Origin of the sequence: Nocardia sp. BMG111209 (genome assembly GCF_000381925.1) — a bacterium.
Lineage (GTDB): Bacteria > Actinomycetota > Actinomycetes > Mycobacteriales > Mycobacteriaceae > Nocardia.
The window spans coordinates 2,419,775-2,441,610 of sequence record NZ_KB907307.1; the positions used below are offsets into that span (position 1 = coordinate 2,419,775).

The window sequence follows — 21,836 nt, forward strand, 5'->3', positions numbered from 1 at the left end:
GGATCAGAAGCCCCTTTCGGCCAACCAGGTCAGGCAGGCGTCGGCAACTTCGGCCCAGCCGTGGTCGATGGTCAGCGAATGCCCGCGGTCGGGGAATTCGATGAGGTCGGTGGGGGCGTCGGTGTGCCGGTACTGCTTCAGCGTCGCTTTGGTGATCACCTCGGGCACAGTGTGGTCCTGTCCCCCGGCGATCAGCAGCAACGGCGCGCCGGTGTCGCGGTCGGTCTGCACCTTCGCGGGCGAGTGCAGGGAGAAATTCGCCACGGCGGCCTCGAACAACGGCCGTCCGGGTGCCGGGATCGTGTAGCGGGCGAACAGCTCCTTGGATTCCAATTCGGGCACGGCGTTGCCGAAGGCGTACCGGAACTGGTCCTCGGTCAGTTCGACCGCGCGGTGGATGTTGGCCGGGTTGCGGAACACCGGCAGCGTCGCGTGCAGCGACGACAACGGCAGCGGCAGAACACCTTTGATCTGCGCGGCGTCGATACCGATCGCGGCGGCGGCGGTACCCTCGCCGAGCAGCTTCTGGGCGATCATGCCGCCGAACGAGTGACCGATGACGATCGGCGCGGCCGGCAGCCCGCTGATGATGTCGGTGTAGTGCGCGTCCACGGCATCGATGCCTCGATCGGCGATGGCGTCGGGATTCTCGCGGCTGTCGGCGACGGTCGCGGCGACCCCGGGCCAGCCGGGGGCGATCGCGGTGTAGCCGGCGGCGGCGAACCGCTCGATCCACGGCTGCCAGGAGTCGGGATGCAGCCACAGTCCGTGGATGAATACCACCGGGGGCTTCGTCGTGCTCATGATGTGTTCCTGTTCTGTCGGTGCGGAGTGGTTGTCCGGAGACGGTTCAGTCGGTGCGGGACGGTTATCCGGTGACGGTCGCCGCGGCGTCGAGGACGATCGCGGTGACGGCCTCGGGATGGGCGACCATCACCGCATGCGAGGAATGCACCCGTTCGACACGAGCGTGCGCGCGCTCTGCCATGTATTCCTGCCCGGCCGGCGGAATCGCGTTGTCGTCGAGGGTGATCAGGTCCCAGGACGGGACCGTCCGCCATGCCGGCGGTCCGGAGGGATCCAGTTGCGCGGTCAGCGCCAGCGGATGCTGGGTCGCGGCCATCCGCTGCTGCTGGGCCGGGGCCACGTCGGCGGCGAACACCTGCGCGAAGTCCTCGGTCTTGATGTACACATCGGGGTCGACGGTGCCGGCGCGGGGCCGGATGTCGATGGTCGCCGGGCCCAGTAGCCCGCCGGGGAAACGGACGGGATCGACGGCGGTGGTGATACTTTCACCCTGGTCGGGCAGGAACGCCCCGACATACACCAAGGCTTGCACATTCGGTACGCCACGAGCGGCGTTGGTGATCACCGCACCCCCGTAGGAGTGCCCGACCAGCACGATCGGCCCCGGAATCGCCTCCAGCGCCGCGCGCACGGCATCCGCGTCGGAGGCGACCCCGCGCAGCGGATTGTCCACCGCGACAGCCCGGTAGCCGTGATCACGCAGCTCGGCGATCGTGGTGTCCCAGCCGCTGGAGTCGGCGAACGCGCCGTGCACGAACACGATCGTGGGCAATCCTGCGGCCTGCGCGGGCACCACCACCGACACCGTCGCGGCCACCGGGGTCAGCGCGATCACCGCCGCGAAAACAATTCGGCTCCAAGTGAATCTGGTCTTCATGATGGTCTCTCCCTCTGCGCCACCGCTGTCGCGGTATGCGGATCGACAATACGGACCACCACGGCGTCCACGCTTCGGTCAATCGACCGAAGTCGATACCTGTGCCGACCTCCCGGCACAGGTCCGCTTCCTGCTCACACCGTGCCGGATCGACCGCAGTCACCACCGATGCGCCGCGCAGTCGGACGACCGAAGACGCCCGGACCGAACCCCGCCAACATGATTCGTCCGGTGCAACCCGACACCATTCCGCGCGTACCGAAACACGATGCGCCACTTACCCCGAAGGTGACAGCATGCACAGACCGATCGACATCGTCCGCAGGGCCTACACCGCCATCGCCCTCGGCGACACGGCCACTCTGACCGCATTGACCCACCCGGACATCCGAATTCATCAGAGTGCGGAACTGCCCTACGGCGGCGACTACGCCGGCATCACCGGCCTGCACGAGTACCTGACCAACTCGCACGCCATCCTGGACAGTACCATCGACCCCGGCGAACTGTTCACCACCGGAGACCTCGTCCTCCAGGCCGGCTACCACCTCGGCACCACCCGCTCGACCGGAACACCCTTCGACGTCCCCGAAATCCACATCTGGCGAATCCGCCACGGCAGAATCGTCGAACTGTCCGTCTATCTGGACGACACGGCCCTGCTCGCCGCACTCACCACGTAGACCCGGCGGCTAGCCCCGCCGATGCCCGAGCCGGCACGAAGCAGGTCATGGCCGGCGGATCCGGGCGGCCCGGGCGTCGAAGGCGCGCAGCGCCGCCGGCACCGAGCGCGCGGACGTCACCGGGCGCGAGCCCGGTGCGGTGATTCGACCCGCCGGGTCGTCATCGGGACCGTTCCATCGAGTCGTCGGGATACGGATTGCCGAGCCGGGGCCGGATGGCGTTCCAGGGGTCGGCGAACGGCTGCCGGTTGCCGCGGTACGGCGACAGTCGCTGCAACCACAGCCGTACCAGGGGCGCCGCGGGCCGGGCCAGGTATCGCAACAGGCCCGCTTTGGCCCGGATCTCGTCGAGCATGACGGGCCAGGAGTGCTGCTGGAACCCGAGGACCTGCTGGGAACGTTCGGTGTCGACCCAGTCGGTGGCGAACCAGTCGTCGTCCTTGTCCGGATTACCGGGCTTGGCCCCGGGGAAGGCGTTCTTCAGCCCGATCGCGTCGGCCATCGCGACGGTGACGTCCTGGTGGCGCTGCCGGTGGGTGGCATCGCCGCCGATGAGGAAGGCTTCGCCGGTGGCCGATGTGGTGAGCGCGGCGTCGATGGCGACGGCGATATCGCGGACGTCGACGGTCTGGATCCGGCCGTCGCCGGGAAGCGCGGCTTGGAAGTGCAGCATATCGGCGTTGATGGCGATATCGAGGTCCACGCTCAGCACCGCCGCGAGGCGCAGGATCACCCAGTCCAGCGGCGACGATCGGATCAGCCGCTCGGCCTCGGCCTTGTGAGCGCCGTAGACATCCACCGGCCGGATCGGGCTGTCGGGCCGCAACGGCCCGTCGACGCGGTGCGGATTACGGGTGCCGTGGACCGCGATACTCGAGGCCTGCACGAATCGGGGTGGGGTGGGCAGCGCGGCGGCCGCGCGCAGGATCGACGCGGTCGCATCGACGTTGACCGCTCGCGCCAGGCGCGGATTGCGGTAGCACTGGGGCGGAATGATCGCGGCCAGATGCACGATATGGGTCGGAGCGACGGTACCGATCACGGTGTCCACCTGCCCCGGATCGGTCAGATCCGCCCACCGGACCCGGAGGTCCGGGCCGGAGAACCGTTGGGCGGCACGGCGGTTGGCGGGCAGATCCAGGTCGGTGGCGACGACCGCGTATCCCCGGTCGAGGAGCCGGCGCAGGGTCGCCGTGCCCACCAGGCCGAATGCGCCGGTCACCAGGATCGGGCCGAGGCGCGCGGCGCGCGGGTCTGTGGAATCCGGAGTGGGCATGGGCTTTTCGGCTCCTGTTCGGTCACGTCCCGGCACACCGTGGGCATCGGGATGGATGTGGTTGTGCGGCAACGGATCTGCCGCGTCCCGGTATCAGGCCCGCCGCTGTACCGGTGCGGCCAGTTGCCGCAGCGCGGACAGGAACAGCTCGTCCATCCGCGGACTCAGCTCGGCCAGCACCGGAGCGGCGGCGTGACCGGTCGAGCCGAAGACCCGTTCGAGGCTGTCGGCGGTGGTGGTGGCGCCGATCGACAGGCACAGGCAGGCGATCCCGTCGATCCGCAGTTCCTCGAGGGCCTTCGCGGCATCGGCCTCGGCGTAGCGGCCCTCGTAGCCGTCGTCGTAGGGCAGGCCGTCGGACAGCACGACCAGCAGCCGGCTCGGGGTACCCGCCTCGGTGGCGAGCAGGTCACCCGCACCGCGGATGGCGGCCCCGAGCCGGGTGTACCCGGAGGGCTGCAACCGGTCGAGCCGGGCTCGGGCCGCCGCGTCGAACCGCTGACCGAAGGTCTTGATCGCGGGCAGGTGCACGGCATGCCGGCCCTGGGATCGGAAGGCGTACAGGGCAACTCGATCGCCGAGCTCCGCCAGCGTCGCGGTCAGTACCGCGGCGGCCCGGCGCTGGTGGTCGTGCACGGATCGGCCGGCGAGATCGGCGTCGGTGGCCGATCCCGAGGCGTCGAGGAGGACGAGCACGCCGAGATCGCGGGCGAGTTTGCGACGTTCGAGGTGGACATGTTCCGGTGGCGAGTAGCCGCTGCGCACGTCGACGAACAGATCGACGAGCGCTTCCAGGTCGAGATCGTCACCGTCGGGACGGCCGCGCAGCACCTTCGGCCCGAGACCGACCCGGGCCAGACGTGCGCGCAGCACCTCGTCACGCGGCACACCGACGCCGGTGCTGTCGGTGGCCGCGGCCAGCGGGAAGTCGACGACCCGGCACCACTCGGGCCGATACCGGTGGCGATGGACGTCCCACTCCGGATGCAGCGCACCGCCGACACCGATCGCGGCAGCGGGTTTTCCGTTGTCGGTGAACCGGATTCGCGTGGGCAGCGGCCGGCCGTGCGCACCGACGGCGGCCCGCCGCAGCGCACGGACCGGTGTCTCCGCACCGGCCGCGCCGTCACCGGCCGAGCGGGTACTGCCGAGCAGTCTGCGGATGTAGTCCGCCAGAGTCCGTGAGCCGAGCGGATTGTCGAACAGTTTCAGGATCCTGCTCGGCTCGGACTGCTCGTCGTCGCCGTCCTCGTCGGCGTCGGGAGTGTCGGTGGGACGGAAGTCCAGGCGCAGTTCGGCGTCGGTGGCCCGGGTGCCGGGGCCACCGGCGGCCGGCCGCCGGGACGGCTTGATCACACCGAACCACGGCGGCGGATCCGCCACCGCCGCACGGCTTCCGGCCAGCGCGAGCGATTCGTCCGCGGTCGCCGTGCGCGGCGCCTCGTGGCCGGCGAGGTCCGCGGCGAGTGGCAGCCGCCCGGCCAGATCGGCGAGCACCCGCCGGCCCTCCAGCGCCAGATAGCGGCGGGCCACCCCGGGACGTCCCCACAGCGCCTTGACCATTCGCGGCTCCAGGCTCCCGGCCCCCAGCAGGGCGCTCTGCACGAGCATCTCGCGCCGCTGTTCGGCCGGCGGCCGACCGGCCGAGACGAATACGACCCGGCCGTCGGTGTGCGCCGCCACACCCGCCGCCGCCTCGGCGACCTGCACGGCCCGACCGGCGAGGAATCCGGCCAGCAACCGGAACCGTTCGGGCCCGATGGGTTCGGAGCCGGTCACGGCCGCGGCAGGACGGCGTCGACGAGTTCGCCGAGCGCGCGCACGATCTCCGCGTCGTCGGAGAGGGTCTGCACGACGGCGGCCTGCGCGGCGCTGCGCAGGCTCAGTCCCTCCGCGACGAGTCCGCCGGCGAGGATCAGCATCCGGGTCGAGGACACCTCACGCAGTGGGGAACCGTCCAGCGTCCGGATGGCCTGCGCGAGAGTGACCAGGGATTGCGCTGTGCCGGTGTCGATTCCGGCCTCGCGCGCGACGATCTCCGTCTCGATCTCCGGCGGCGGGAAGTCGAGGGCGATGGCGACGAAACGCTGGCGGGTCGATTCCTTGAGGTTCTTCAGCACACTCTGATAGCCGGGGTTGTAGGAGATCACCAGCTGGAAACCCGGCGCCGCGGGCACGATGACGCCGAGCCGATCGACCGGCAACTCCCGGCGGTGATCGGCCAGCGGGTGGATGACCACGGTCGTGTCCTGGCGGGCCTCCACCACCTCGTCCAGATAGAAGATCGCCCCCGCCCGCACCGCGCGCGTCAAAGGCCCGTCCACCCAGACCGTTTCGCCACCCTTGAGCAGGAACCGGCCCACCAGGTCCGCCGAGGTCATGTCCTCGTGCCCGGCGACGGTGATCAGCTCACGGCCGAGCTCGTGGGCCATCGCCTGCACGAAACGGGTCTTCCCGCATCCGGTGGGTCCTTTCAGCAGCACCGGCAGACCCCGGCCGGCCGCGGCGCGGAAGACCTCCGCCTCGTCACCCACCGACCGGTAGAACGGCGCCCTCGGCTCGGACAGCACGGCAGTAGCCATATCCACACTCCTCACGTCGAAATTCTCAGTGCCCGTGCTCGAAGGGAACGATGGTCGGCAAGGTGACACCGGGCGGAAGCACGACCTTGCCGTCGGGCCCGATGGTGGCGGAATTCCGCGCCGGGATCGGCAATGCGGGATCGGGGCACAACCGGCCGGTCCCGTCACCGCAGATGCCCATCATGAAATACGAGCGCTTCTGGATATCGGCGGGCCACGATTCGGCGTGCATCCCGAACCACTGTGCGGGCAGGTTGTAGAAGACGAAGAAGAAGGTCGAGCAGGCGGCGAAGATCGCCAGGAATCGGGTGAACTGCCTGGTCACCGACCGGCCCTCGACCCGTTCGAGACCACGTTCGACGAAGGTCCGCCCCCGGTCGTCGGTGAAATACCGCAGCGCGCACAGCCCCGCCTGCACGGCCCCCCACATCAGCCCCTCGTACACCGGCCACTGGTAGTAATGACCGGCATTGATTGACAACGACTTGATCGCACCGGGATAGGTGAACAGTCCCATCGGCATCAGGAACAAACCCTCGATCACCAGATCGAAGAAGATCGACCACACGATCAATACGCCGATCAGCCCGGCGTTACCGATATTCGGCCACTGCTTCTTGGTGCGGCGCATGATCCAGCAACCGAGGATCGTGCACAGCAGCACCCCGTAGGAATAACCCGGCGCATTCATCAGCAACGGCTCGGCCATCATATGGCCGGGTGCGCCGAACGACCGCCAGCCCGGGATGTCGAGAACCCAGGAACCCCGGTTCCACATCCAGGTGTTGTAGGTGCTCCAGGTATTGACGTAGTTCAGCAGCGGATCCTGGAAGAACAGCAGGCCACAGGCCACCAGCAGCATGCCGTCGGTGGTGATGCGCCGCTCCCGCCGCCACGGCCGGACGATGAACCAGTAGATGCCGACCGGCAGGCCGACCAGGATCACGATCGTCCAGGTCAGCAGGATCGCCTTCATCAGCGTCGGCGGATCACTCGGCCCCTTGGGCACGCGAACGAAATTGGGCCCGGTGAGCCACCGGATCCATACGTAGAGCTGGAAAGCCAGGATCAGACCGCCGAGGGCGGCCCAGAGCCGGACCGGTGTGACTCCGGGCCGCGCCGGGGCGCCCAGAGAGGTTGCGGCACTGAGTGATTCGGTGAGGGCGGGTGCTTCGATCTTCTCCGACAGGTCGGTCACGACACTGCCTCCTTCCGGACTGCGATATCCGACGTTTCACCAAGATACTCAGTAGTATCTAAGGGGGCAATAGGTCTCGGAGATTCTGCTGGCATAATGGCGATCATGATCGAACGCTGGACCCGGGAGCGACGTGTGGAGCACACCCGCGCGCTGCTGCTGGACGCCGCGGAGCAGGTCTTCGCCGAAAAGGGCTTCATGTCGGCGACTCTCGACGACATCGCCTACACGGCCGGCTACACGAAGGGCGCGATCTACAAGCACTTCGGCGCGAAGGAAGTTCTCTTCCTCGAGGTCAGTGATCGGTACTGGCGGCGCTACTTCGACACGTTCACCGAGGTGCTGTCCGCGGCCACCGAGGTCGGGGCATACGAACTCGACGAGGTGGCCCGGCTGTGGCGCCGGCTCAGCGAGGAGCGCGGCGGTGGCGAACACGCCGCGCTGGGACACGAATTCACGCTGTACCTACTGCGCAATCCCGAGGCCCGCGACCGCGTGGCGGACAAGCGGACGGAGGTCGTCCAGGCGCTGGCACAGTACATCGTCGAAGGCACCGACCGGATCGGCGCCACCCTGCTCATTCCCGCGCTGACCTTCGCACACGTGCTCATCGCCACCACCGACTCCGTCGAACTGGGCAGCCGGCTCGACGACATCGACCTCTACCGGCCCGTCCTCGAGATGTACATGTCGGCCATCAAACTGCCACGGCCACAATGACTCCGGATCAGGCGGTAACCCGACCGGCGCCCGCCGGGAGCGCACCGAGCCGGTAACTGGCCGAGGTCACCTGGTCCATGAAATTCTCGTGATAGATGCGAGCGGCCGTGTCCTGCTCGGCAGCCCCGACCGCCACCATGAGCGGGATCAGATGGTCCTCGGCCGGGTGACTCTCCCGCGCACTCGGCGCCTGTGCCCAGTCCAGCAGCCGCTGCGTGCGCTGCCCGGGTGCGGAATGCACGACGGATTCGGTCAGCCAGTGCTCGAACTCGCCGGAGGCCACGGCCGCCTCGGGCCCGAATTTGCGGAGATTGTGATAGCTGAACCCACTGCCGACGATCAATACCCCCTCACCACGCAGCGGCGCGAGCGCCCTGCCGGCGGCCAGATGCGCGGCCGGATCGTAGCCGGATCGCAGCGACAGCTGCAGGATCGGGACATCGGCCTCCGGATACATCACGAACAGCGGCGCGAACGTCCCGTGATCGAAGCCCCGGTCCGCATCGAAGCGAACCTCGATGTCGGCCTCGCGCAACAGTTCCCCGACCCGCGCGGCGACATCGGGTGCACCCGGCGCGGGATACCGCAGGTGATAGGTGAATTCGGGGAACCCGCCGTAGTCGTAGTACATCGGCGGATTCGGGTGGGTCTGCACGGTGAACGCGGACTCCTCCCAGTGCGCGGAAACCACCAGTACCGCACGGGGTTTCAGGCCGAGCTCGGCGGGGATCGCGCGCAGCGATTCCCGCAGATTGCTCCAGTCACCCGGCAGCTGATCCTCGAGCCACGGCCAGGGGCCGCCGCCGTGGGAGACGAAATAGGTGGGCAACACGATGCCGGGCGAACTCATGATCCGATTATCACCCCGCCGCGAATCGGTCTCCCCACCAGGTACTTTCGGATGCCGCAGCATGGCGGCGTCTCCGGTCTCAGCCCGGCAGACCGAGTGCGGGTACCGGCCGTGCGGTCGCCACGACGGGTTGCCGCAGAATGGTCCGCAATGCGCCGGGCTCGGTCCTGCGCAGGTCACTGAGATAGATCTCGTGGTGTTTCCCCACCATCCGGAGGCCCGCTCCCGGGATGAACTCGTCGTGCATCCGGCGCAGCGTTTCGGCCTCGTCGTCGAACGACCCGATGTGCAGGGTCTGCACACAGTGCGACTCCGCGAGCGTCTCCAGCCGCACCCGATCGAGTCCGCTCGGCGGATTCTTCGCGGCGACCTTCGCAACAGCCGCCCGGAACATCTCGCGAGTGATCCACTCGGGCACCATCGACATCATCGTCCAGTCCCAGTGCGACTTGTCCCTGGCGGTGGTGAACGTCGCCATATCCGCCGACCACCACAACCCCTCCAGCGGCATGACGACATAGTCCCGGTCGAGGTCCTGTTTACTGGCGAACTTCAGTTTGTACGCCACCGGATACAGCGCCTCGACCGCGGCGGTGAACTCCGGAGCGGAGTTCGGATCGCCGTGCCCGTCGATCATGAGGTACCGCATCGGCGGCACCTCGAGAATGCGGAACTCGCCGCCCTTCGCCCGGTAGGAGTCGAGGGTCTTCTTGAAATCCGTCTTCGTCATCGCCATCCTCCCGCAGCCACCTTATCGAATACGCTCCTCGCCGACGGTGCGGCCGGCCCGCTCCCGAAGCGTCCGGCGGCGGTACCGAGAAGCGTTGGGGCCGAAAGGGATCCAGCTGGCCACGGCGGACGCCACGACGCAGATCGCGCCCCACAACGTGGCGCGCGCGAAGCCGTGCGCGTGAGATGATGCGCTTCGAGGATCTGCGGGGTCGCCGGCGAGCAGACCGGTCACCTTTCGGGCATGTCACGACGAATCTGGTGTTCAGCAGCCCGGTGCACCGACGCGCCTTGCCGGCCGCGCAGAGTGCGGTCGAACAGGGCGAATAGTTCGCGGTAGTGCCGTTCGGCGGCTCCGGGGTCGTAGGCGGCGGTGTCGGACTGGGTGTAGCCGTGCTGGACTCCCTCGTACACCTCGGTGCGGTGCCGGACGCCGGCCGCGGCGAGCGCCTCGTCGAATCGGGAGATGTGTTCCACAGTCATGTGGTGGTCCTCGCCGGCGTGGGCGAAATACAGCTCCGCGGTGATATTTCCGACGATCAGGTGCGGACTGTCCGGAGCGTCGGTGACGAGCGGGCCGCCGTGGAATCCGGCCACCGCCGCGACCCGATCGGGGAACATGGCGGCGGCCCACACCACCAGCCGCGCACCCATGCAATAGCCGGTCAGGCCGACCTTCCCCGCGGCGACCCGCGGCGACGCCGCGAGCCACTCGAGGTAGGCGCCGACATCGGAACGCAGGAGCTCCGGGGTCAGCTCGCGGATCATCGGGAAGACCTGCCGGAGGATCTCCGGCCGCTGTGCGGGGTCGATGAAGTCCGGCAGCTCGATCACCGGCGCCTGCCCGTGCCGGTAGTAGGCGTTCGGAAGCAGGACCGTATAGCCGTGTGCGGCAATACGATCGGCCAGCGACCGCAGACTCGGCCGCAGTCCGAAGCCGTCCTGGATCACCAGCACCCCCGGATGGACGGCGCCGTCGTCGGGGTAGGCGAGATACGCGTCGGCGGCACCGTCGGGTGTCCGCACGTCGACCGATATACCGTGCACTGTTGTCATTGTCGAATCCTCCTGTCGTGGTTGATGTCCGGTGATCAACACGACGAAGGCGGAGCTCGCGCACCACCGCAGGATTTTCGATCGAGAAGCGGGCCGGCAGCTGCCCGCGCGGCGCTCAGAACAGCACCGGGTAACCAATCCGTGTGTGGCGCAACGCCGTCCCGGTAGTCATCGCCTCACACCGTAGCCCACCGGGCGGGACAGATGCCACCTCGCCGGAAACCTCCCGAGGGCCGGCCGCGACGAACTTCTACATTCGTTGTAGAAATTATTTCCGGATTGGGGAAAAATCGGAGTCGCGGTGGCCGGTGCGATGATGGCCGGGACTCGGCCGTTGCGCTCACAGCACGCGCCGGCCACCGCGCCATCACCGCGGTCCGTCGATCCTCAACCGAGAGCGGTGAGCAGCGCGGTCAACGCCTGGGTCTCGGCGGCCGGGTCCGGTGTGTGGGCCCGGACGGCCTTCAAGGCGTCGTCGATGCGACCGTCGAGCACCTTCCACGCGGCCTTGTCCATCGGTTGCAGGGTGTCCTGGTCCTGGTCCCACGCCGTCTCGAGATCCTTGATGCGGCTCTTGGCGGCGCTCTGCTGACCGGCGCGGACATCGGCGAGCGTATCCGCGGTGACGGTACGGAAACGGGCCGTCTCAGCGGCCGGGAAATGGCCGGTCACCGCTCCGGCCGAGGCCACGGTGGGACCGGACTCCTCGTCGCTTCCGCCGGCGGAGTGCGGCTGCCCGGAGGCCCAGATCAGCAGCGCCCCGGCCGCAATCGCGACCACCGCGTAGTAGGCGAGTCCGGCCCGTTCCCGCGCGGGCACGGATTCCCGTGCGGCCGGCGCCTGTTCCCCGTCGCCGATCACATCCCGGCGAGTGCGAGTGAGATAGACGACGACAGCCAGGATCGCCGCGAGGAACACCACACTGGTCACCGCGGTCCCGAATCCGAGGCCGTGGGCACTGCGGGGCGAGGCCAGCCAGTCGCCGAGGTTCGCGCCGAGCGGGCGAGTCAGCACGTACGCCAGCCAGAACGACAGCACGGCATTCGCGCCGAAGCGCCGGCCGAGCACGATCGCGGCGATCAGACCGGCCGGCAGCAGCACCGACACTCCCGGGCCCCACCCGGTCAGGTCCAGGGTCCAGTCACCGGCGGCGGTGCCGAGCGCGAAGGTCACCAGGACCGCCAGCCAGTAGAACAACTCGCGCGGCGTGGTCACGATGCTGTGGATCGACAATGTCCGTTCCCGGACGTACCAGACCCCGAAGACCACCGCGAGCACGGCGGCGAAGACACCGGTGCTCAGGGCCAGCGACACCGAGAGGTTGTCGGTGAGGATATCGGTGTACAGCGTGCCGGTCACGCTCACCACCACGACGGTCAGCCAATATGCCAGCGGCACATAGCGATCCAGCCACAGCTGCCAGCCCAGCACCACGGCGAGCACGACCGTGAACAACACCGCGGTCAGGGACAGCCCGACCCCGAGGGAGGTGTTGATCCAATCGGCGAAACTCTCCCCCACCGTGGTGCACAGGATCTTGATGACCCAGAACCACAGCGTGACCTCGGGCACCTTGCTCAACATGCGGCGTGTCCCGCCGCCTCCGGAATTCGTCTCGTCCATCACAGCCCGGACGGTAGCGACCGGCCGCTGTGACGACGCTGAGGACGATCCCGGCCACCCCGGGCTCGACGGCACACACCGGGCGCCGGGAATGTGCCGACCCGCTCACGGCCGTGAGCGCAACCGATAGCCGACGCCACGAACCGTTTCGATGGTCCGCCGATGGAACGGGACATCGATCTTGCGCCGCAGGTAACTGATATAGACCTCGACCACATTCTCGTTGGTGGACAGTGCGTTCCAGACCGCGACCCGGATCTGATCCTTGGTGACGATCTCGTCGACATGACGCATCAGCAATTCCAGCAGACCGGACTCGCGTCGCGTCAGCGCGATCGCGGTCCGGCCCCGGAACACCTGGCGCTGAGGCACATTCAACGTCAACCCCGCCGCCACCACGATGTCCGGCATCGGATTCACCTGATGACGACGCGCCAGGGCACGCAACCGGGCCACCAGCACGAGGAACGAGAACGGTTTCGTCAGATAATCATCGGCGCCGAGATCGAGAGCCTCGGCCTGCACCCGCTCGTCGCCGACGCCGGACACGATCATCACCGGGGTGTGAATTCCGTGCCGCCGCAGATCATTCGCCAATTCGTGCTCCCGCGTGCCCGGCAGCACGACATCGATGATCAGCACGTCGTATCGCCCGGCGGCGGCCAGCCGGAACCCTTCGACCGCATCGTGTACGACATCCACGACCACCTGCTCGGCCGCGAGACGGTTGCGCAGCACCTCCGTGCACCGCCCGTCGTCGTCGACGATCAGCACCCGCACGGTCCGACTCCTGTTACGCACAGCGGCATGACGATTCAGCCGTGCCAGCCGAAGTGATACGTGAGAGCCATGACGTCCTGTCCGGAGAGATCGTGTCGCGGTCGCGGCCAGCCTGACAAGACGCGGCTGAGAGCACGCTGAGAACCGGACGTGGTCACCGGTTCGGCACCGCCGGTCAACGGCCGCGCTCAGGGTCCTCACAGTGCGCGACGACGACACTGCCGGCATGTCCGCAACCATCGATCTGCTCCACGACCTGATCACCGAGGTCCGAACAGAGTCGTTCACTGCCGAGATCGCGATCGGGTCGGCCGCGATCTGCGGATCGGTGATCGCGGGATCGGTTGTCGCGCAACGATGGCGGCCGCACGCCGGGACATCGGAGCAGTTCGGGTGGCGGCTGGCACGAATGGTCGCGGCGGCGATGGCATTCGCCGTACTGAGTGTGCAGGTGTCCCTGTCGGGATGGTTGACCGCGGCGGACGCACCGATGCTGCACTGGCCGGCCGACCACCGGTCCTCGGGCTGGACGCGGACCGCACGGATCGTCACCGAGGTGAGCGGCCTGCCGGTGACCGCGTTGCTCGGGCTGTCGGCAGGGCTGATCCTGTGGCGCCGCCACTCGCCGGGTGCGGCGGCGATGCTGCTCGGATGTGTGGCCGCCGCAGCGGTCGCCGGTCCGCTCGGCGCACTCGTCGTGGGCCGGGCCGCGCCGCCCGTGATTCCCGAATCGAGCTACTCCTTCCCCTCCGAGCACGTCACCACCACCACAGCTCTGGTCGGAGCGGTACTGGTCGCCTTCGGCGCAGGCGGGTCACGAGGCCGGTTGCGCACGGCGATCACCGCCGTCGGCGCGTCGGCCGTCGGCCTGGTCGGAGCGGCCCAGCTGTACCTCGGCGAGCACTGGCTGACCGACGTGGTCGGCGGCGTCCTGCTGGGATCGCTGATCGTGCTGACCGGATCGACGATCCGGCAACGATCGATACAGCCGGCCCTCCCCGGTGACAGCCCGATCACCGTGCTGCCGGTCGCCTCGCCACCGTCGGCATGAACCGTGTGCGGTGTACTGCCAGGTCCTCCCTTCCGGCCGGACCGCGTCCTAGGGTGGTGATCATGGACAGCCGGAGCGAGGTGGGACAGTTCCTGCGGACCCGCCGGGCGCGAGTCACCCCCCGCGCCGCGGGTCTGGAGACCGGCGCCGGGCACCGGCGCGTACCCGGCCTGCGTCGCGAAGAGGTCGCGCTGCTGGCCGGAATCAGCGTGGACTATTACGCCCGTATGGAACGCGGCAACCTGACCGGAGTCTCCGACGACGTCCTCGACGCCGTGTCCCGGGCACTACAGCTCGACGTCGCCGAAACCCGGCACCTGCACGATCTCACCCGCGCCGGCCGCCTGCGGCCGCAGCCCACCCGCCGCAGCGGTCCCGGCTCCACCGACAAGGTGCCCCCGGCGCTGCAACGCTTCCTCGACGCGATCACCGGCACTCCCGTCTGGGTCCGCAATCAGCGCATGGACTTCATCGCCGCCAACCCGCTGGGCCGCGCGCTGCTCTCGCCACTGCTCGAGGATCCGTCCAACCGAAACAACAACGCGCGCTTCATGTTCCTCAATCCCGCCGCGCGCACCTACTACCCCGAGTGGGCTCGCGGCGCCGACGACATCGTCGCCACCCTGCGTGCCACCGCCGGCCGCAACCCACTCGACAAGGCACTCACCGACCTGATCGGCGAACTCGTCACTCGCAGTGACGATTTCCGCTACCGCTGGTCCGCGCACAACGTCCGCTTCCATCGCACCGGGATCAAACGCATCCACCACCCCGACGTCGGTGACCTCGAATTCGCCTACCAGGCAATGGAACTGGCCGACACCCCCGGCTGGACCCTGTTCGCCGCCACCACCGAACCCGGATCCCCCACCGAGGAACGCATCCACCTGCTCGGCAGCCTCGCCGCCACCCGCCACAGCGAGAACGCCGCCCCCGACTGACCGGTCCGGGCAACACCTCGCACCTCGACCGGGTCCGGAATCACCCGCGGCGAACCATCAGACCGGCACACCCCACGAAGAAGGAGAATCCGTCATGCCCGAGCCCACCCCCGGCCGCGTAGCGGTCATCACCGGCGCATCCTGCGGAATCGGCGCCGCGACCGCCCGAGCCCTCCACGCCGACGGATACCGGGTCGCACTGCTGGCCCGCCGACTCGACCGCATCGACGCTCTCGCCGCCGAACTCGGCGACGGCGCACTCGCGATCGGAGCCGACGTCACCGACCGCGGCGAACTGGTCACCGCGGCAGGCCGAGTACAGGACGAGTTCGGCGGCGCCGACGTACTGGTGAACAACGCCGGCACCATGCTGCTCGGCCCCTTCTCCTCCGAACAGCGCGACGACTACCACCGCATGATCGAGGTCAACCTGCTCGGCGCCATCACCGCCACCGAGGTATTCCTGAGCCAGCTCGAGTCCGGCGGCGGCGACCTCGTCAACATCTCGTCCGTCGCCGGCCGCACCGCGCGGGCCGGCAACGGCGTCTACGCCGCCACCAAATGGGGCCTCAACGGCTGGTCCGAATCGCTGCGCCAGGAACTGCTGCCCGACATCCGCGTCACCCTGATCGAACCGGGCATCGTCGACACCGAACTGCCCACCCACATCACCCACGAAGCCACCCGCCAGGCCGTACAACAGGGCTACGACGCCGCCACCGTCAAACCCGAAGAAATCGCCGAAGTCATCGCCTTCGCGCTCTCCCGCCCCCGGCACCTGGTGATCAACGAGATCCTCCTCCGCCCCGCCACCCAACTCGGCTGACCCCGCGGGAGCATCCACCGTCCGGCACAGGAGTCCGTACCGACCGCCGCCTCGGCGACATCGACGCACGACACGACCGATGGACCCGGACGCCGCCGACCTCGCCGCACGACTGGAACGCGCCGCACACCGACATACCTGACGGTCGGTGTCATATGGCGAAACATGTGTTCCGGCAACATTTTCGGCCGTGGCGGGTGTTGTGTAGCGTGGCGGTTCGGAGCGTCGATGGGTGCGGTATGGATATCGAGTTGGGGGACGCGGTCGCCGCGATCCGGGACGAACTGCTGGCGGCGGTTGCACGCGGCGCGGACGAGAACCTGCGGTTCGTGGTGGGCCCGGTCGAGTTGTCGTTCGAGGTCGAGCTGCGTGCGGATGCGAAGGCGAAGGCGGGGTTCAAGGCGTGGGTGGTCACCGGCGACGTCGAAGCCGGCGGCTCGCGGGCCCGGAAGCAGAAGGTCACGATCACGCTGACCCCGAAGAACCGTGGCGGCGGTGACGTGCTCGTCGGCAGCGACGACCACGACCGCGGACCCGGCGACGTGTTCGGGCACACCGGCCGCTGACCACCACCCTCAGGGGAGGACAGGGTTTATGCGGTGGGATCGGGTGGTCGCGGTATCCGGTGCGGCAGCGGGGTCGGGGTATCTGATCGCGCCGCGGCTGGTGCTGACCTCCGCTCACGTCACCGGTCCCGGCACGGACCAGGTGACGGTGTTCCGGCCCGGCCGGGCCGGACGATTCACCGCGACTGTGGCGTGGTGCGGTACCGCCGGTGCCCGGACCGACGCGGCCCTGGTGGTGGTGACCGCCCCGGACTGGCCTGACTCGCAACCCGGACCGGTCGTGTGGGGTCGTACCGTCACGCATGAGCCCGGGATCCGTTGTGTGACATGGGGTTTGCCGGAGTTCGTGCAGCGGGCCGGGGCGGCGGCGGAGGTGGAGCAGCCCACCGGCACGATCAACCCCGGCGACGGCTACATCGGTGACCGGTACATCGTGAAACTCGACGGTCACCCCCCGGACGACGGGACCGGGTCGCCGTGGCGGGGGATCTCCGGGGCGGCGGTGTTCTGCGGGGACCTGCTGACCGCCGTAGTCGCCACCGGCCCGGCCCATCGCGGGCACGCCGCGCTTGCCGCGGTACCGGTGTCCCTGCTGCTGCGCGAGCCGGGATTCCTGGACATCGCCGCCGGGCACGGGGTCGGGGTGCGGTGGGAGCCGGTGGAGTTGCAGGAGTTGATGGACCTGCAGTCCCCGCTGCGCGCCACCCCCGCACGGACTCCGGCGGGTCTGCTCACCGCGCGCCGCGCGGTGGTCCCCTTCCACGGCCGCGAACAACTACTCGCCGAGTTGCGTTCATGGGCGGCCGAACCCGGGCCGAGGGTCTGGCTGTTGCACGGGCCCGGCGGGCAGGGCAAGACCCGGCTGGCCCACTACTTCGGTGAGGAACTCGCCGAACAAGGGTGGGCGGTGCTGTGGCTGGACCCCCGCGCCGGCCATGACCGGCTGCGCCCGCTCGCCCGAGTCGCCGAAGCACCGCTGCTGGTGGTCGTCGACTACGCCGAAACCCGCACCGACCAACTGGCCGACCTGCTCGACACCCTCGCCGGCACCACGAGCGGGGTGCCGGTGAAGGTGGTGCTGCTGGCGCGGGTCACCGGGGAATGGCAGGAACAAGCCGCCGGTAGCGACCCCGCCGCCGAACTCCTCCACCAGGCACACACCACCGCCCTGGAACCACTGGACACCACCGCCACAGCCCAGCAGGACACCTACCGGGCCGCAGTCCGCGCCTTCGCCGCCGCACTGCCTCGTCTGGACACCACCGGCCCAGGTCACGATGGCTGGACAGTCGCCGCCGAGACGGTCACCGCGGGCCCGATACCGGAGTTCGGGCCGGCGGCGACTGTACTGGGTGTGCAGATGGCCGCGCTGGTCACACTCCTCGACGCGACCACCGCAGGGCAGCCCGCCCAGGCGGCGCGGCGCGGGGAGTTGGAGGACCAGCTCCTCGCGCACGAGCGCCGCTACTGGGATACGACCGCCATCTTCCACGGTGTGGCCGTCCTCGGCCCGGCCGTGGTGAAAGATCTGATCGCCGCCACCGCCGTCCTCAACCCCCAGACCTACCAGGACCTGGATACTGTGCTGGCCCGGATCCCCGACCTTGCCGACCAATCCACCGTGCTGCGCGGGCGAGTCCGGGGCTGGTTGATGAGCCTGTATCCCGGGCAGGCGCCGGGAGTGTTCGCGGGGCTGGCGCCGGACCGGGTGGCCGAGCGGCTGGTCGGACGACTCGTCCTCGACCCGGCCCGCCCCTGCCTCATCGAAATCCTCGCCACCGGCGGCACTCTCACCGAGACCGAGACCGACCACCTGCTCACCGTCTGCGTCCGCGCCGCCACGCACCCTGCCCTCACACCCGGTGTGAGCGAACGGATCACCGCCTGGTGCACCCGCCACCCCGACACCCTCATGCCCGCCGCGATCCGCATCGCCACCCGCGTCGAGGCCCCCGACCCGCTCCTGGCCGCCGTCGACCAGCTCACCACCGACCCGCACCTCGGCATCGACACCCTCAACCGGATCCACAACAGCCTCCCCCGCAAAACTCGGATACTGCTTCCCGCCGCAGTGTCGGTGACCCGTGCGCTGACAGCGCACCATCGCCGCATCAGCAACCCCACCCCCGAGGACCAGAGCCGCCTCGCCACCGGAATGAACAACCTCGCGGTCCGGTTGGGTGACCTGGGTCGGCGGGAGGACGCCTTGGCCGCTGCCGTCGAAGCCGTCGAAATCCGACGCCGGTTGGCGGCCACCGACCCCGACACCTACCTCCCCGACCTCGCGATGAGCGTCCACAACCTCGCGGTCCGGCTCAATTACCTGGGTCGCCGGGAAGAGGCCCTGATCGCCGTCGAAGCCGTCGAAATCTGGCGCCGACTCGCCGCGGCCGACCCCGACGCCTACCTGCCCGACCTCGCGGCCGGCGTGAACAACCTCGCGGTCTATCTGGGTGGCCTGGGCCGGCGCGAAGAGGCCCTGGCCACCGCCGCCGAAGCCGTCGAAATCCGGCGCCGGTTGGCGGCCACCGACCCCGACACCTACCTCCCGGACCTCGCGATGAGCGTGCACAACCTCGCGAACCGGCTCAGTTACCTGGGTCGCCGGGAAGAGGCCCTGACCGCCGCCACCGAAGCCGTCGACATTCGGCGCAGACTGGCCGCCGCCGACCCCGACGCGTACCTCCCCGACCTCACGACCAGCGTGAACAACCTCGCGGTCCGGCTCGGCGATATGGGCCGCCGAGAAGAAGGCCTGACCGCCGCCACCGAAGCCGTCGACATCTATCGCCGGTTGGCCGCGGCCAACCCCGCCGCCTACCTCCCCGACCTCGCGATGAGCGTGCACAACCTCGCGAACCGGCTCGGTGACCTGGGTGACCGGGAAGGTGCCCTGGCAGCCGCCGTCGAAGCCGGCGAAACCTACCGCCGGTTGGCCACCGCCAACCCCGACGCCTACCTCCCCGACCTCGCGACCAGCGTGCACAACCTCGCGATCCGGCTCGGTGATATGGGCCGCCGAGAAGAAGGGCTGACCGCCGCCACCGAAGCGGTCGAAATCCGGCGCCGGTTGGCCGCGGTCAACCCGGACGCCTACCTCCTCGACCTCGCGGCCGGCGTGCACAACCTCGCGATCCGGCTCGGTGATGTGGGGCGGCGGGACGAGGGTTTGGCCGCCGCTACCGAAGCCGTCGACATCTATCGCCGGTTGGCCGCAATCAACCCCGACGCCTACCTGCCCAACCTCGCGGCCGGCGTGAACGACCTCGCGATCCGGCTCGGCGATGTGGGCCGACCAGAAGAAGGCCTGACCGCCGCCACCGAAGCCGTCGACATCTATCGCCGGTTGACCGCAGCCAACCCCGACGCCTACTCCCCCAACCTGGCGGCCGGCGTGCACAACCTCGGAAACCGGCTCGGCGATGTGGGCCGACGAGAAGAAGGCCTGACCGCCGCCACCGAAGCCGTCGACATCTATCGCCGGTTGGCCGCAGCCAACCCCGACGCCTACTCCCCCAACCTGGCGGCCGGCGTGCACAACCTCGGAAACCGGCTCGGCGATGTGGGCCGACCGGAAGAAGGCCTGACCGCCGCCACCGAAGCCGTCGACATCTATCGCCGGTTGGCCGCAGCCAACGCCGCCGCCCACCTGCCCAACCTCGCGGCCAGCGTGAACAACCTTGCGATCCGGCTCGGTGATGTGGGCCGACGGCAAGAGGGCTCGGCCGCCGCCGCCGAAGCCGTCGAAACCTACCGGCAACTGGCGGCACGGTATCCGCTGGCGTACAGCGCTGATCTGGCGCGCGCGGAACGAGTGCTGGCGATTCTGCAGGAATAGAAAAAGCGCCGGGAACGAACGGCGGACCGGAAAGGTCTTCATCTGCGAATCGACGTCGGTCACCAGCGACACAGTCGCGAACCCGACGGGGTGCCCAACCCCGACGCGGTCATCGATCGTGTTCGGCCCGGAAGATGGGCCAGCCGATCTCGGTGGTCCATCGGGTGGTGTCGCGGGTGTGGCGGGCATCGAGCAGGTAGTACTCGCGTAGTGGGCCGGCGACGCTGATCTCGTGGCGGGTGGTGTACGCGCCGAGTTCGCCGTAGGTGAGGTCGACGTCGGCCAGTGGACCGTGGTGGGTGATGACCGCGAGTTCGGCGGCCGGGACGAGGAAGGATTCGACGCGGCCCACGGCACGTACAAGTCCCTGGACCGGCACGAAGACGGTGGCTTCGCCGTGGTCGTCCTGGAAGATCTCGCTCGCGTACAGGCCGCCGGTGGGACCGGTCGGGTCGAGGTTCTGGGCCTGGACGGTGGCGTGGAGTTCGCCGAGCGCGCCGTGCCACCAGGCCAGCAGATCGGCGCGGTCCACCGCGGCGGTGATCGCGGCGGCCGCCGCGGGTGGCACCGTGCGGTGTTCGATGGCCGCGGCCGCGGCCGGTCGCCGCAGCAGGTTGCGCAGGGACTCGACCGCGGAACGGGTCCGGTCCAGTTCGGTTTCCAGCCGGTCCAGGTGGCCGGCGATCACCTCGCCGCGCGCGGTCGCGTCCGTGGTGGCCAGGACGGCTTTGACGTCGGGGATGGGCATGTCCAGGTCCCGTAGCCGGCGGATGACCTGCGCGGTGGGGATCTGCTCGGGGGTGTAGAGGCGGTAGCCGGTGACGGGATCGACCCGGTCCGGGTCCAGCAGGCCGACCTGGTGGTAGTGCCGCAGCGTCTTGACGCTCAGATGGGTCACGCGGGAGAAGTCCCCGACCGTCAATGCCTGCTTCACAGCGCCAGTATCGACCCTCCCGCTACCGGAGGGTCAACCCGCGGATCCGGTGTTGACCCTCCGGTTACCGCAGCGGCCACCGTGGTGACCGGGCCGCCGCACGGCGACCCGCCACCCCGCATCAAGGAGGCCGACCTCATGTCCGAGACCGCACTGCTGCCGATCCTGGCCGAGCACATCCGCGCCGTGAACACCTTCGACGAGGACGCCATCGCGGCCACCTTCGCCGAGGACGCGTTCGTCAACGATGTGCGCCGCGAATTCCGCGGCCGTGCGGCCATCCGCCGCTGGCTGGCCAAGGAGATCGTCGGCGACAAGGTCACCCTGGAGGTGCTCGAGGTCGTGGACCACTACGGCGACCAGATCGTGCGCGCCCGCTACGACGGCGAATACGACAAGACCACCCTGCCCGGCGACCTGATCATGACCAGCTACTTCACCGTCTGCGACGACACGATCACCTCGCTGATCATCGTCCGCAACGAACCCGCCTACTGAG

Annotated in this window: 20 protein-coding genes; 8 read left to right on the plus strand and 12 right to left on the minus strand. The window is 69.0% G+C overall.

The features are described 5' to 3' along the window. Positions 1-3: 3 nt before the first annotated feature. Both G361_RS0111120 and G361_RS0111125 read right to left on the minus strand, forming a co-directional pair. The gene (locus G361_RS0111120; RefSeq protein WP_019927157.1) at positions 4-804 is read right to left on the minus strand and encodes an alpha/beta hydrolase; all 801 of its coding nucleotides are present in this window, start codon (positions 802-804) and stop codon (positions 4-6) included. A gap of 64 nt (positions 805-868) precedes the next feature. Next, positions 869-1,684: an alpha/beta fold hydrolase gene (locus G361_RS0111125; RefSeq protein ID WP_155981405.1), complete on the minus strand. Its 816-nt coding sequence runs from the start codon at positions 1,682-1,684 to the stop codon at positions 869-871. Between the two features lie 296 nt (positions 1,685-1,980). On the opposite strand from G361_RS0111125, the gene G361_RS50275 reads away from it, so the two are divergent. Continuing rightward, a complete protein-coding gene (locus G361_RS50275; protein WP_019927159.1) occupies positions 1,981-2,367 on the plus strand; it encodes a nuclear transport factor 2 family protein in 387 nt (128 codons plus the stop codon). Between the two features lie 160 nt (positions 2,368-2,527). On the opposite strand, the gene G361_RS0111135 is transcribed toward G361_RS50275, so the two are convergent. The 4 genes from G361_RS0111135 to G361_RS0111150 form a co-directional block, all read right to left on the minus strand. Further along, complete coding sequence (locus G361_RS0111135; protein WP_019927160.1) at positions 2,528-3,643, minus strand: NAD(P)-dependent oxidoreductase; 1,116 nt, start codon at positions 3,641-3,643, stop codon at positions 2,528-2,530. 93 nt (positions 3,644-3,736) lie between these two features. Next, positions 3,737-5,422, minus strand: a complete 1,686-nt coding sequence (locus G361_RS0111140; RefSeq protein WP_019927161.1) for a nitric oxide reductase activation protein NorD — start codon at positions 5,420-5,422, stop codon at positions 3,737-3,739. Continuing rightward, complete coding sequence (locus tag G361_RS0111145) at positions 5,419-6,225, minus strand: CbbQ/NirQ/NorQ/GpvN family protein (protein WP_036494103.1); 807 nt, start codon at positions 6,223-6,225, stop codon at positions 5,419-5,421. The genes G361_RS0111140 and G361_RS0111145 overlap by 4 nt, the downstream gene beginning before the upstream one ends. 25 nt (positions 6,226-6,250) lie before the next feature. Then, a complete protein-coding gene (locus tag G361_RS0111150) occupies positions 6,251-7,423 on the minus strand; it encodes a spirocyclase AveC family protein (protein WP_019927163.1) in 1,173 nt (390 codons plus the stop codon). A gap of 105 nt (positions 7,424-7,528) precedes the next feature. Here G361_RS0111150 and G361_RS0111155 point away from each other — a divergent pair, with 105 nt between their 5' ends. Next, positions 7,529-8,143: a TetR/AcrR family transcriptional regulator gene (locus tag G361_RS0111155; RefSeq protein ID WP_026342924.1), complete on the plus strand. Its 615-nt coding sequence runs from the start codon at positions 7,529-7,531 to the stop codon at positions 8,141-8,143. 7 nt (positions 8,144-8,150) lie between these two features. On the opposite strand, the gene G361_RS0111160 is transcribed toward G361_RS0111155, so the two are convergent. The 5 genes from G361_RS0111160 to G361_RS0111180 all read right to left on the minus strand — a co-directional run bounded on the left by G361_RS0111160 (position 8,151) and on the right by G361_RS0111180 (position 13,181). Next, on the minus strand, positions 8,151-8,993 hold the full coding sequence (locus G361_RS0111160) for a class III extradiol ring-cleavage dioxygenase (protein ID WP_019927165.1): 843 nt from the start codon (positions 8,991-8,993) through the stop codon (positions 8,151-8,153). 79 nt (positions 8,994-9,072) lie between these two features. Beyond that, on the minus strand, positions 9,073-9,729 hold the full coding sequence (locus tag G361_RS0111165; RefSeq protein WP_019927166.1) for a GyrI-like domain-containing protein: 657 nt from the start codon (positions 9,727-9,729) through the stop codon (positions 9,073-9,075). A 224-nt stretch (positions 9,730-9,953) separates the two neighbouring features. Beyond that, a complete protein-coding gene (locus G361_RS0111170; protein ID WP_036494104.1) occupies positions 9,954-10,778 on the minus strand; it encodes a dienelactone hydrolase family protein in 825 nt (274 codons plus the stop codon). A 387-nt stretch (positions 10,779-11,165) separates the two neighbouring features. Then, positions 11,166-12,362 (minus strand): hypothetical protein, encoded by a 1,197-nt coding sequence (locus tag G361_RS0111175; protein WP_019927168.1) that lies wholly within the window; start codon positions 12,360-12,362, stop codon positions 11,166-11,168. A 144-nt stretch (positions 12,363-12,506) separates the two neighbouring features. Continuing rightward, complete coding sequence (locus G361_RS0111180; protein WP_019927169.1) at positions 12,507-13,181, minus strand: response regulator transcription factor; 675 nt, start codon at positions 13,179-13,181, stop codon at positions 12,507-12,509. Positions 13,182-13,407: 226 nt separating this feature from the next. On the opposite strand from G361_RS0111180, the gene G361_RS43190 reads away from it, so the two are divergent. From G361_RS43190 to G361_RS43195, 5 genes are all read left to right on the plus strand, one after another. Further along, positions 13,408-14,232 carry a phosphatase PAP2 family protein gene (locus tag G361_RS43190; RefSeq protein WP_155981406.1) on the plus strand — a complete coding sequence of 275 codons (825 nt, stop codon included), beginning with the start codon at positions 13,408-13,410 and terminating at the stop codon, positions 14,230-14,232. Positions 14,233-14,294: 62 nt separating this feature from the next. After that, the gene (locus G361_RS0111190) at positions 14,295-15,173 is read left to right on the plus strand and encodes a helix-turn-helix domain-containing protein (protein WP_036494935.1); all 879 of its coding nucleotides are present in this window, start codon (positions 14,295-14,297) and stop codon (positions 15,171-15,173) included. Positions 15,174-15,267: 94 nt separating this feature from the next. Further along, positions 15,268-15,999, plus strand: coding sequence for an SDR family oxidoreductase (locus tag G361_RS0111195; RefSeq protein WP_019927172.1), 732 nt, complete (start codon positions 15,268-15,270; stop codon positions 15,997-15,999). A 239-nt stretch (positions 16,000-16,238) separates the two neighbouring features. Continuing rightward, a complete protein-coding gene (locus G361_RS0111200; RefSeq protein ID WP_019927173.1) occupies positions 16,239-16,565 on the plus strand; it encodes a trypco2 family protein in 327 nt (108 codons plus the stop codon). Between the two features lie 28 nt (positions 16,566-16,593). Further along, positions 16,594-20,403: a tetratricopeptide repeat protein gene (locus tag G361_RS43195; protein WP_019927174.1), complete on the plus strand. Its 3,810-nt coding sequence runs from the start codon at positions 16,594-16,596 to the stop codon at positions 20,401-20,403. 109 nt (positions 20,404-20,512) lie between these two features. Here G361_RS43195 and G361_RS0111210 read toward each other — a convergent pair whose 3' ends face one another. Continuing rightward, entirely contained in the window at positions 20,513-21,337 is an 825-nt protein-coding gene (locus tag G361_RS0111210) for a MerR family transcriptional regulator (RefSeq protein WP_019927175.1), read from the minus strand. Between the two features lie 138 nt (positions 21,338-21,475). On the opposite strand from G361_RS0111210, the gene G361_RS0111215 reads away from it, so the two are divergent. Beyond that, positions 21,476-21,835 (plus strand): nuclear transport factor 2 family protein, encoded by a 360-nt coding sequence (locus G361_RS0111215; protein WP_036494937.1) that lies wholly within the window; start codon positions 21,476-21,478, stop codon positions 21,833-21,835. Position 21,836 lies beyond the last annotated feature (1 nt).

Bases quoted from the DNA above. Each gene is read 5' to 3' on its own strand.
- G361_RS0111120 (WP_019927157.1), bottom strand. From the start codon at position 804: ATGAGCACGACGAAGCCCCCGGTGGTATTCATCCACGGACTGTGGCTG.
- G361_RS0111125 (WP_155981405.1), bottom strand. From the start codon at position 1,684: ATGAAGACCAGATTCACTTGGAGCCGAATTGTTTTCGCGGCGGTGATC.
- G361_RS50275 (WP_019927159.1), top strand. From the start codon at position 1,981: ATGCACAGACCGATCGACATCGTCCGCAGGGCCTACACCGCCATCGCC.
- G361_RS0111135 (WP_019927160.1), bottom strand. From the start codon at position 3,643: ATGCCCACTCCGGATTCCACAGACCCGCGCGCCGCGCGCCTCGGCCCG.
- G361_RS0111145 (WP_036494103.1), bottom strand. From the start codon at position 6,225: ATGGCTACTGCCGTGCTGTCCGAGCCGAGGGCGCCGTTCTACCGGTCG.
- G361_RS0111155 (WP_026342924.1), top strand. From the start codon at position 7,529: ATGATCGAACGCTGGACCCGGGAGCGACGTGTGGAGCACACCCGCGCG.
- G361_RS0111160 (WP_019927165.1), bottom strand. From the start codon at position 8,993: ATGAGTTCGCCCGGCATCGTGTTGCCCACCTATTTCGTCTCCCACGGC.
- G361_RS0111165 (WP_019927166.1), bottom strand. From the start codon at position 9,729: ATGGCGATGACGAAGACGGATTTCAAGAAGACCCTCGACTCCTACCGG.
- G361_RS0111170 (WP_036494104.1), bottom strand. From the start codon at position 10,778: ATGACAACAGTGCACGGTATATCGGTCGACGTGCGGACACCCGACGGT.
- G361_RS0111175 (WP_019927168.1), bottom strand. From the start codon at position 12,362: ATGTTGAGCAAGGTGCCCGAGGTCACGCTGTGGTTCTGGGTCATCAAG.
- G361_RS43190 (WP_155981406.1), top strand. From the start codon at position 13,408: ATGTCCGCAACCATCGATCTGCTCCACGACCTGATCACCGAGGTCCGA.
- G361_RS0111190 (WP_036494935.1), top strand. From the start codon at position 14,295: ATGGACAGCCGGAGCGAGGTGGGACAGTTCCTGCGGACCCGCCGGGCG.
- G361_RS0111195 (WP_019927172.1), top strand. From the start codon at position 15,268: ATGCCCGAGCCCACCCCCGGCCGCGTAGCGGTCATCACCGGCGCATCC.
- G361_RS0111200 (WP_019927173.1), top strand. From the start codon at position 16,239: ATGGATATCGAGTTGGGGGACGCGGTCGCCGCGATCCGGGACGAACTG.
- G361_RS43195 (WP_019927174.1), top strand. From the start codon at position 16,594: ATGCGGTGGGATCGGGTGGTCGCGGTATCCGGTGCGGCAGCGGGGTCG.
- G361_RS0111215 (WP_036494937.1), top strand. From the start codon at position 21,476: ATGTCCGAGACCGCACTGCTGCCGATCCTGGCCGAGCACATCCGCGCC.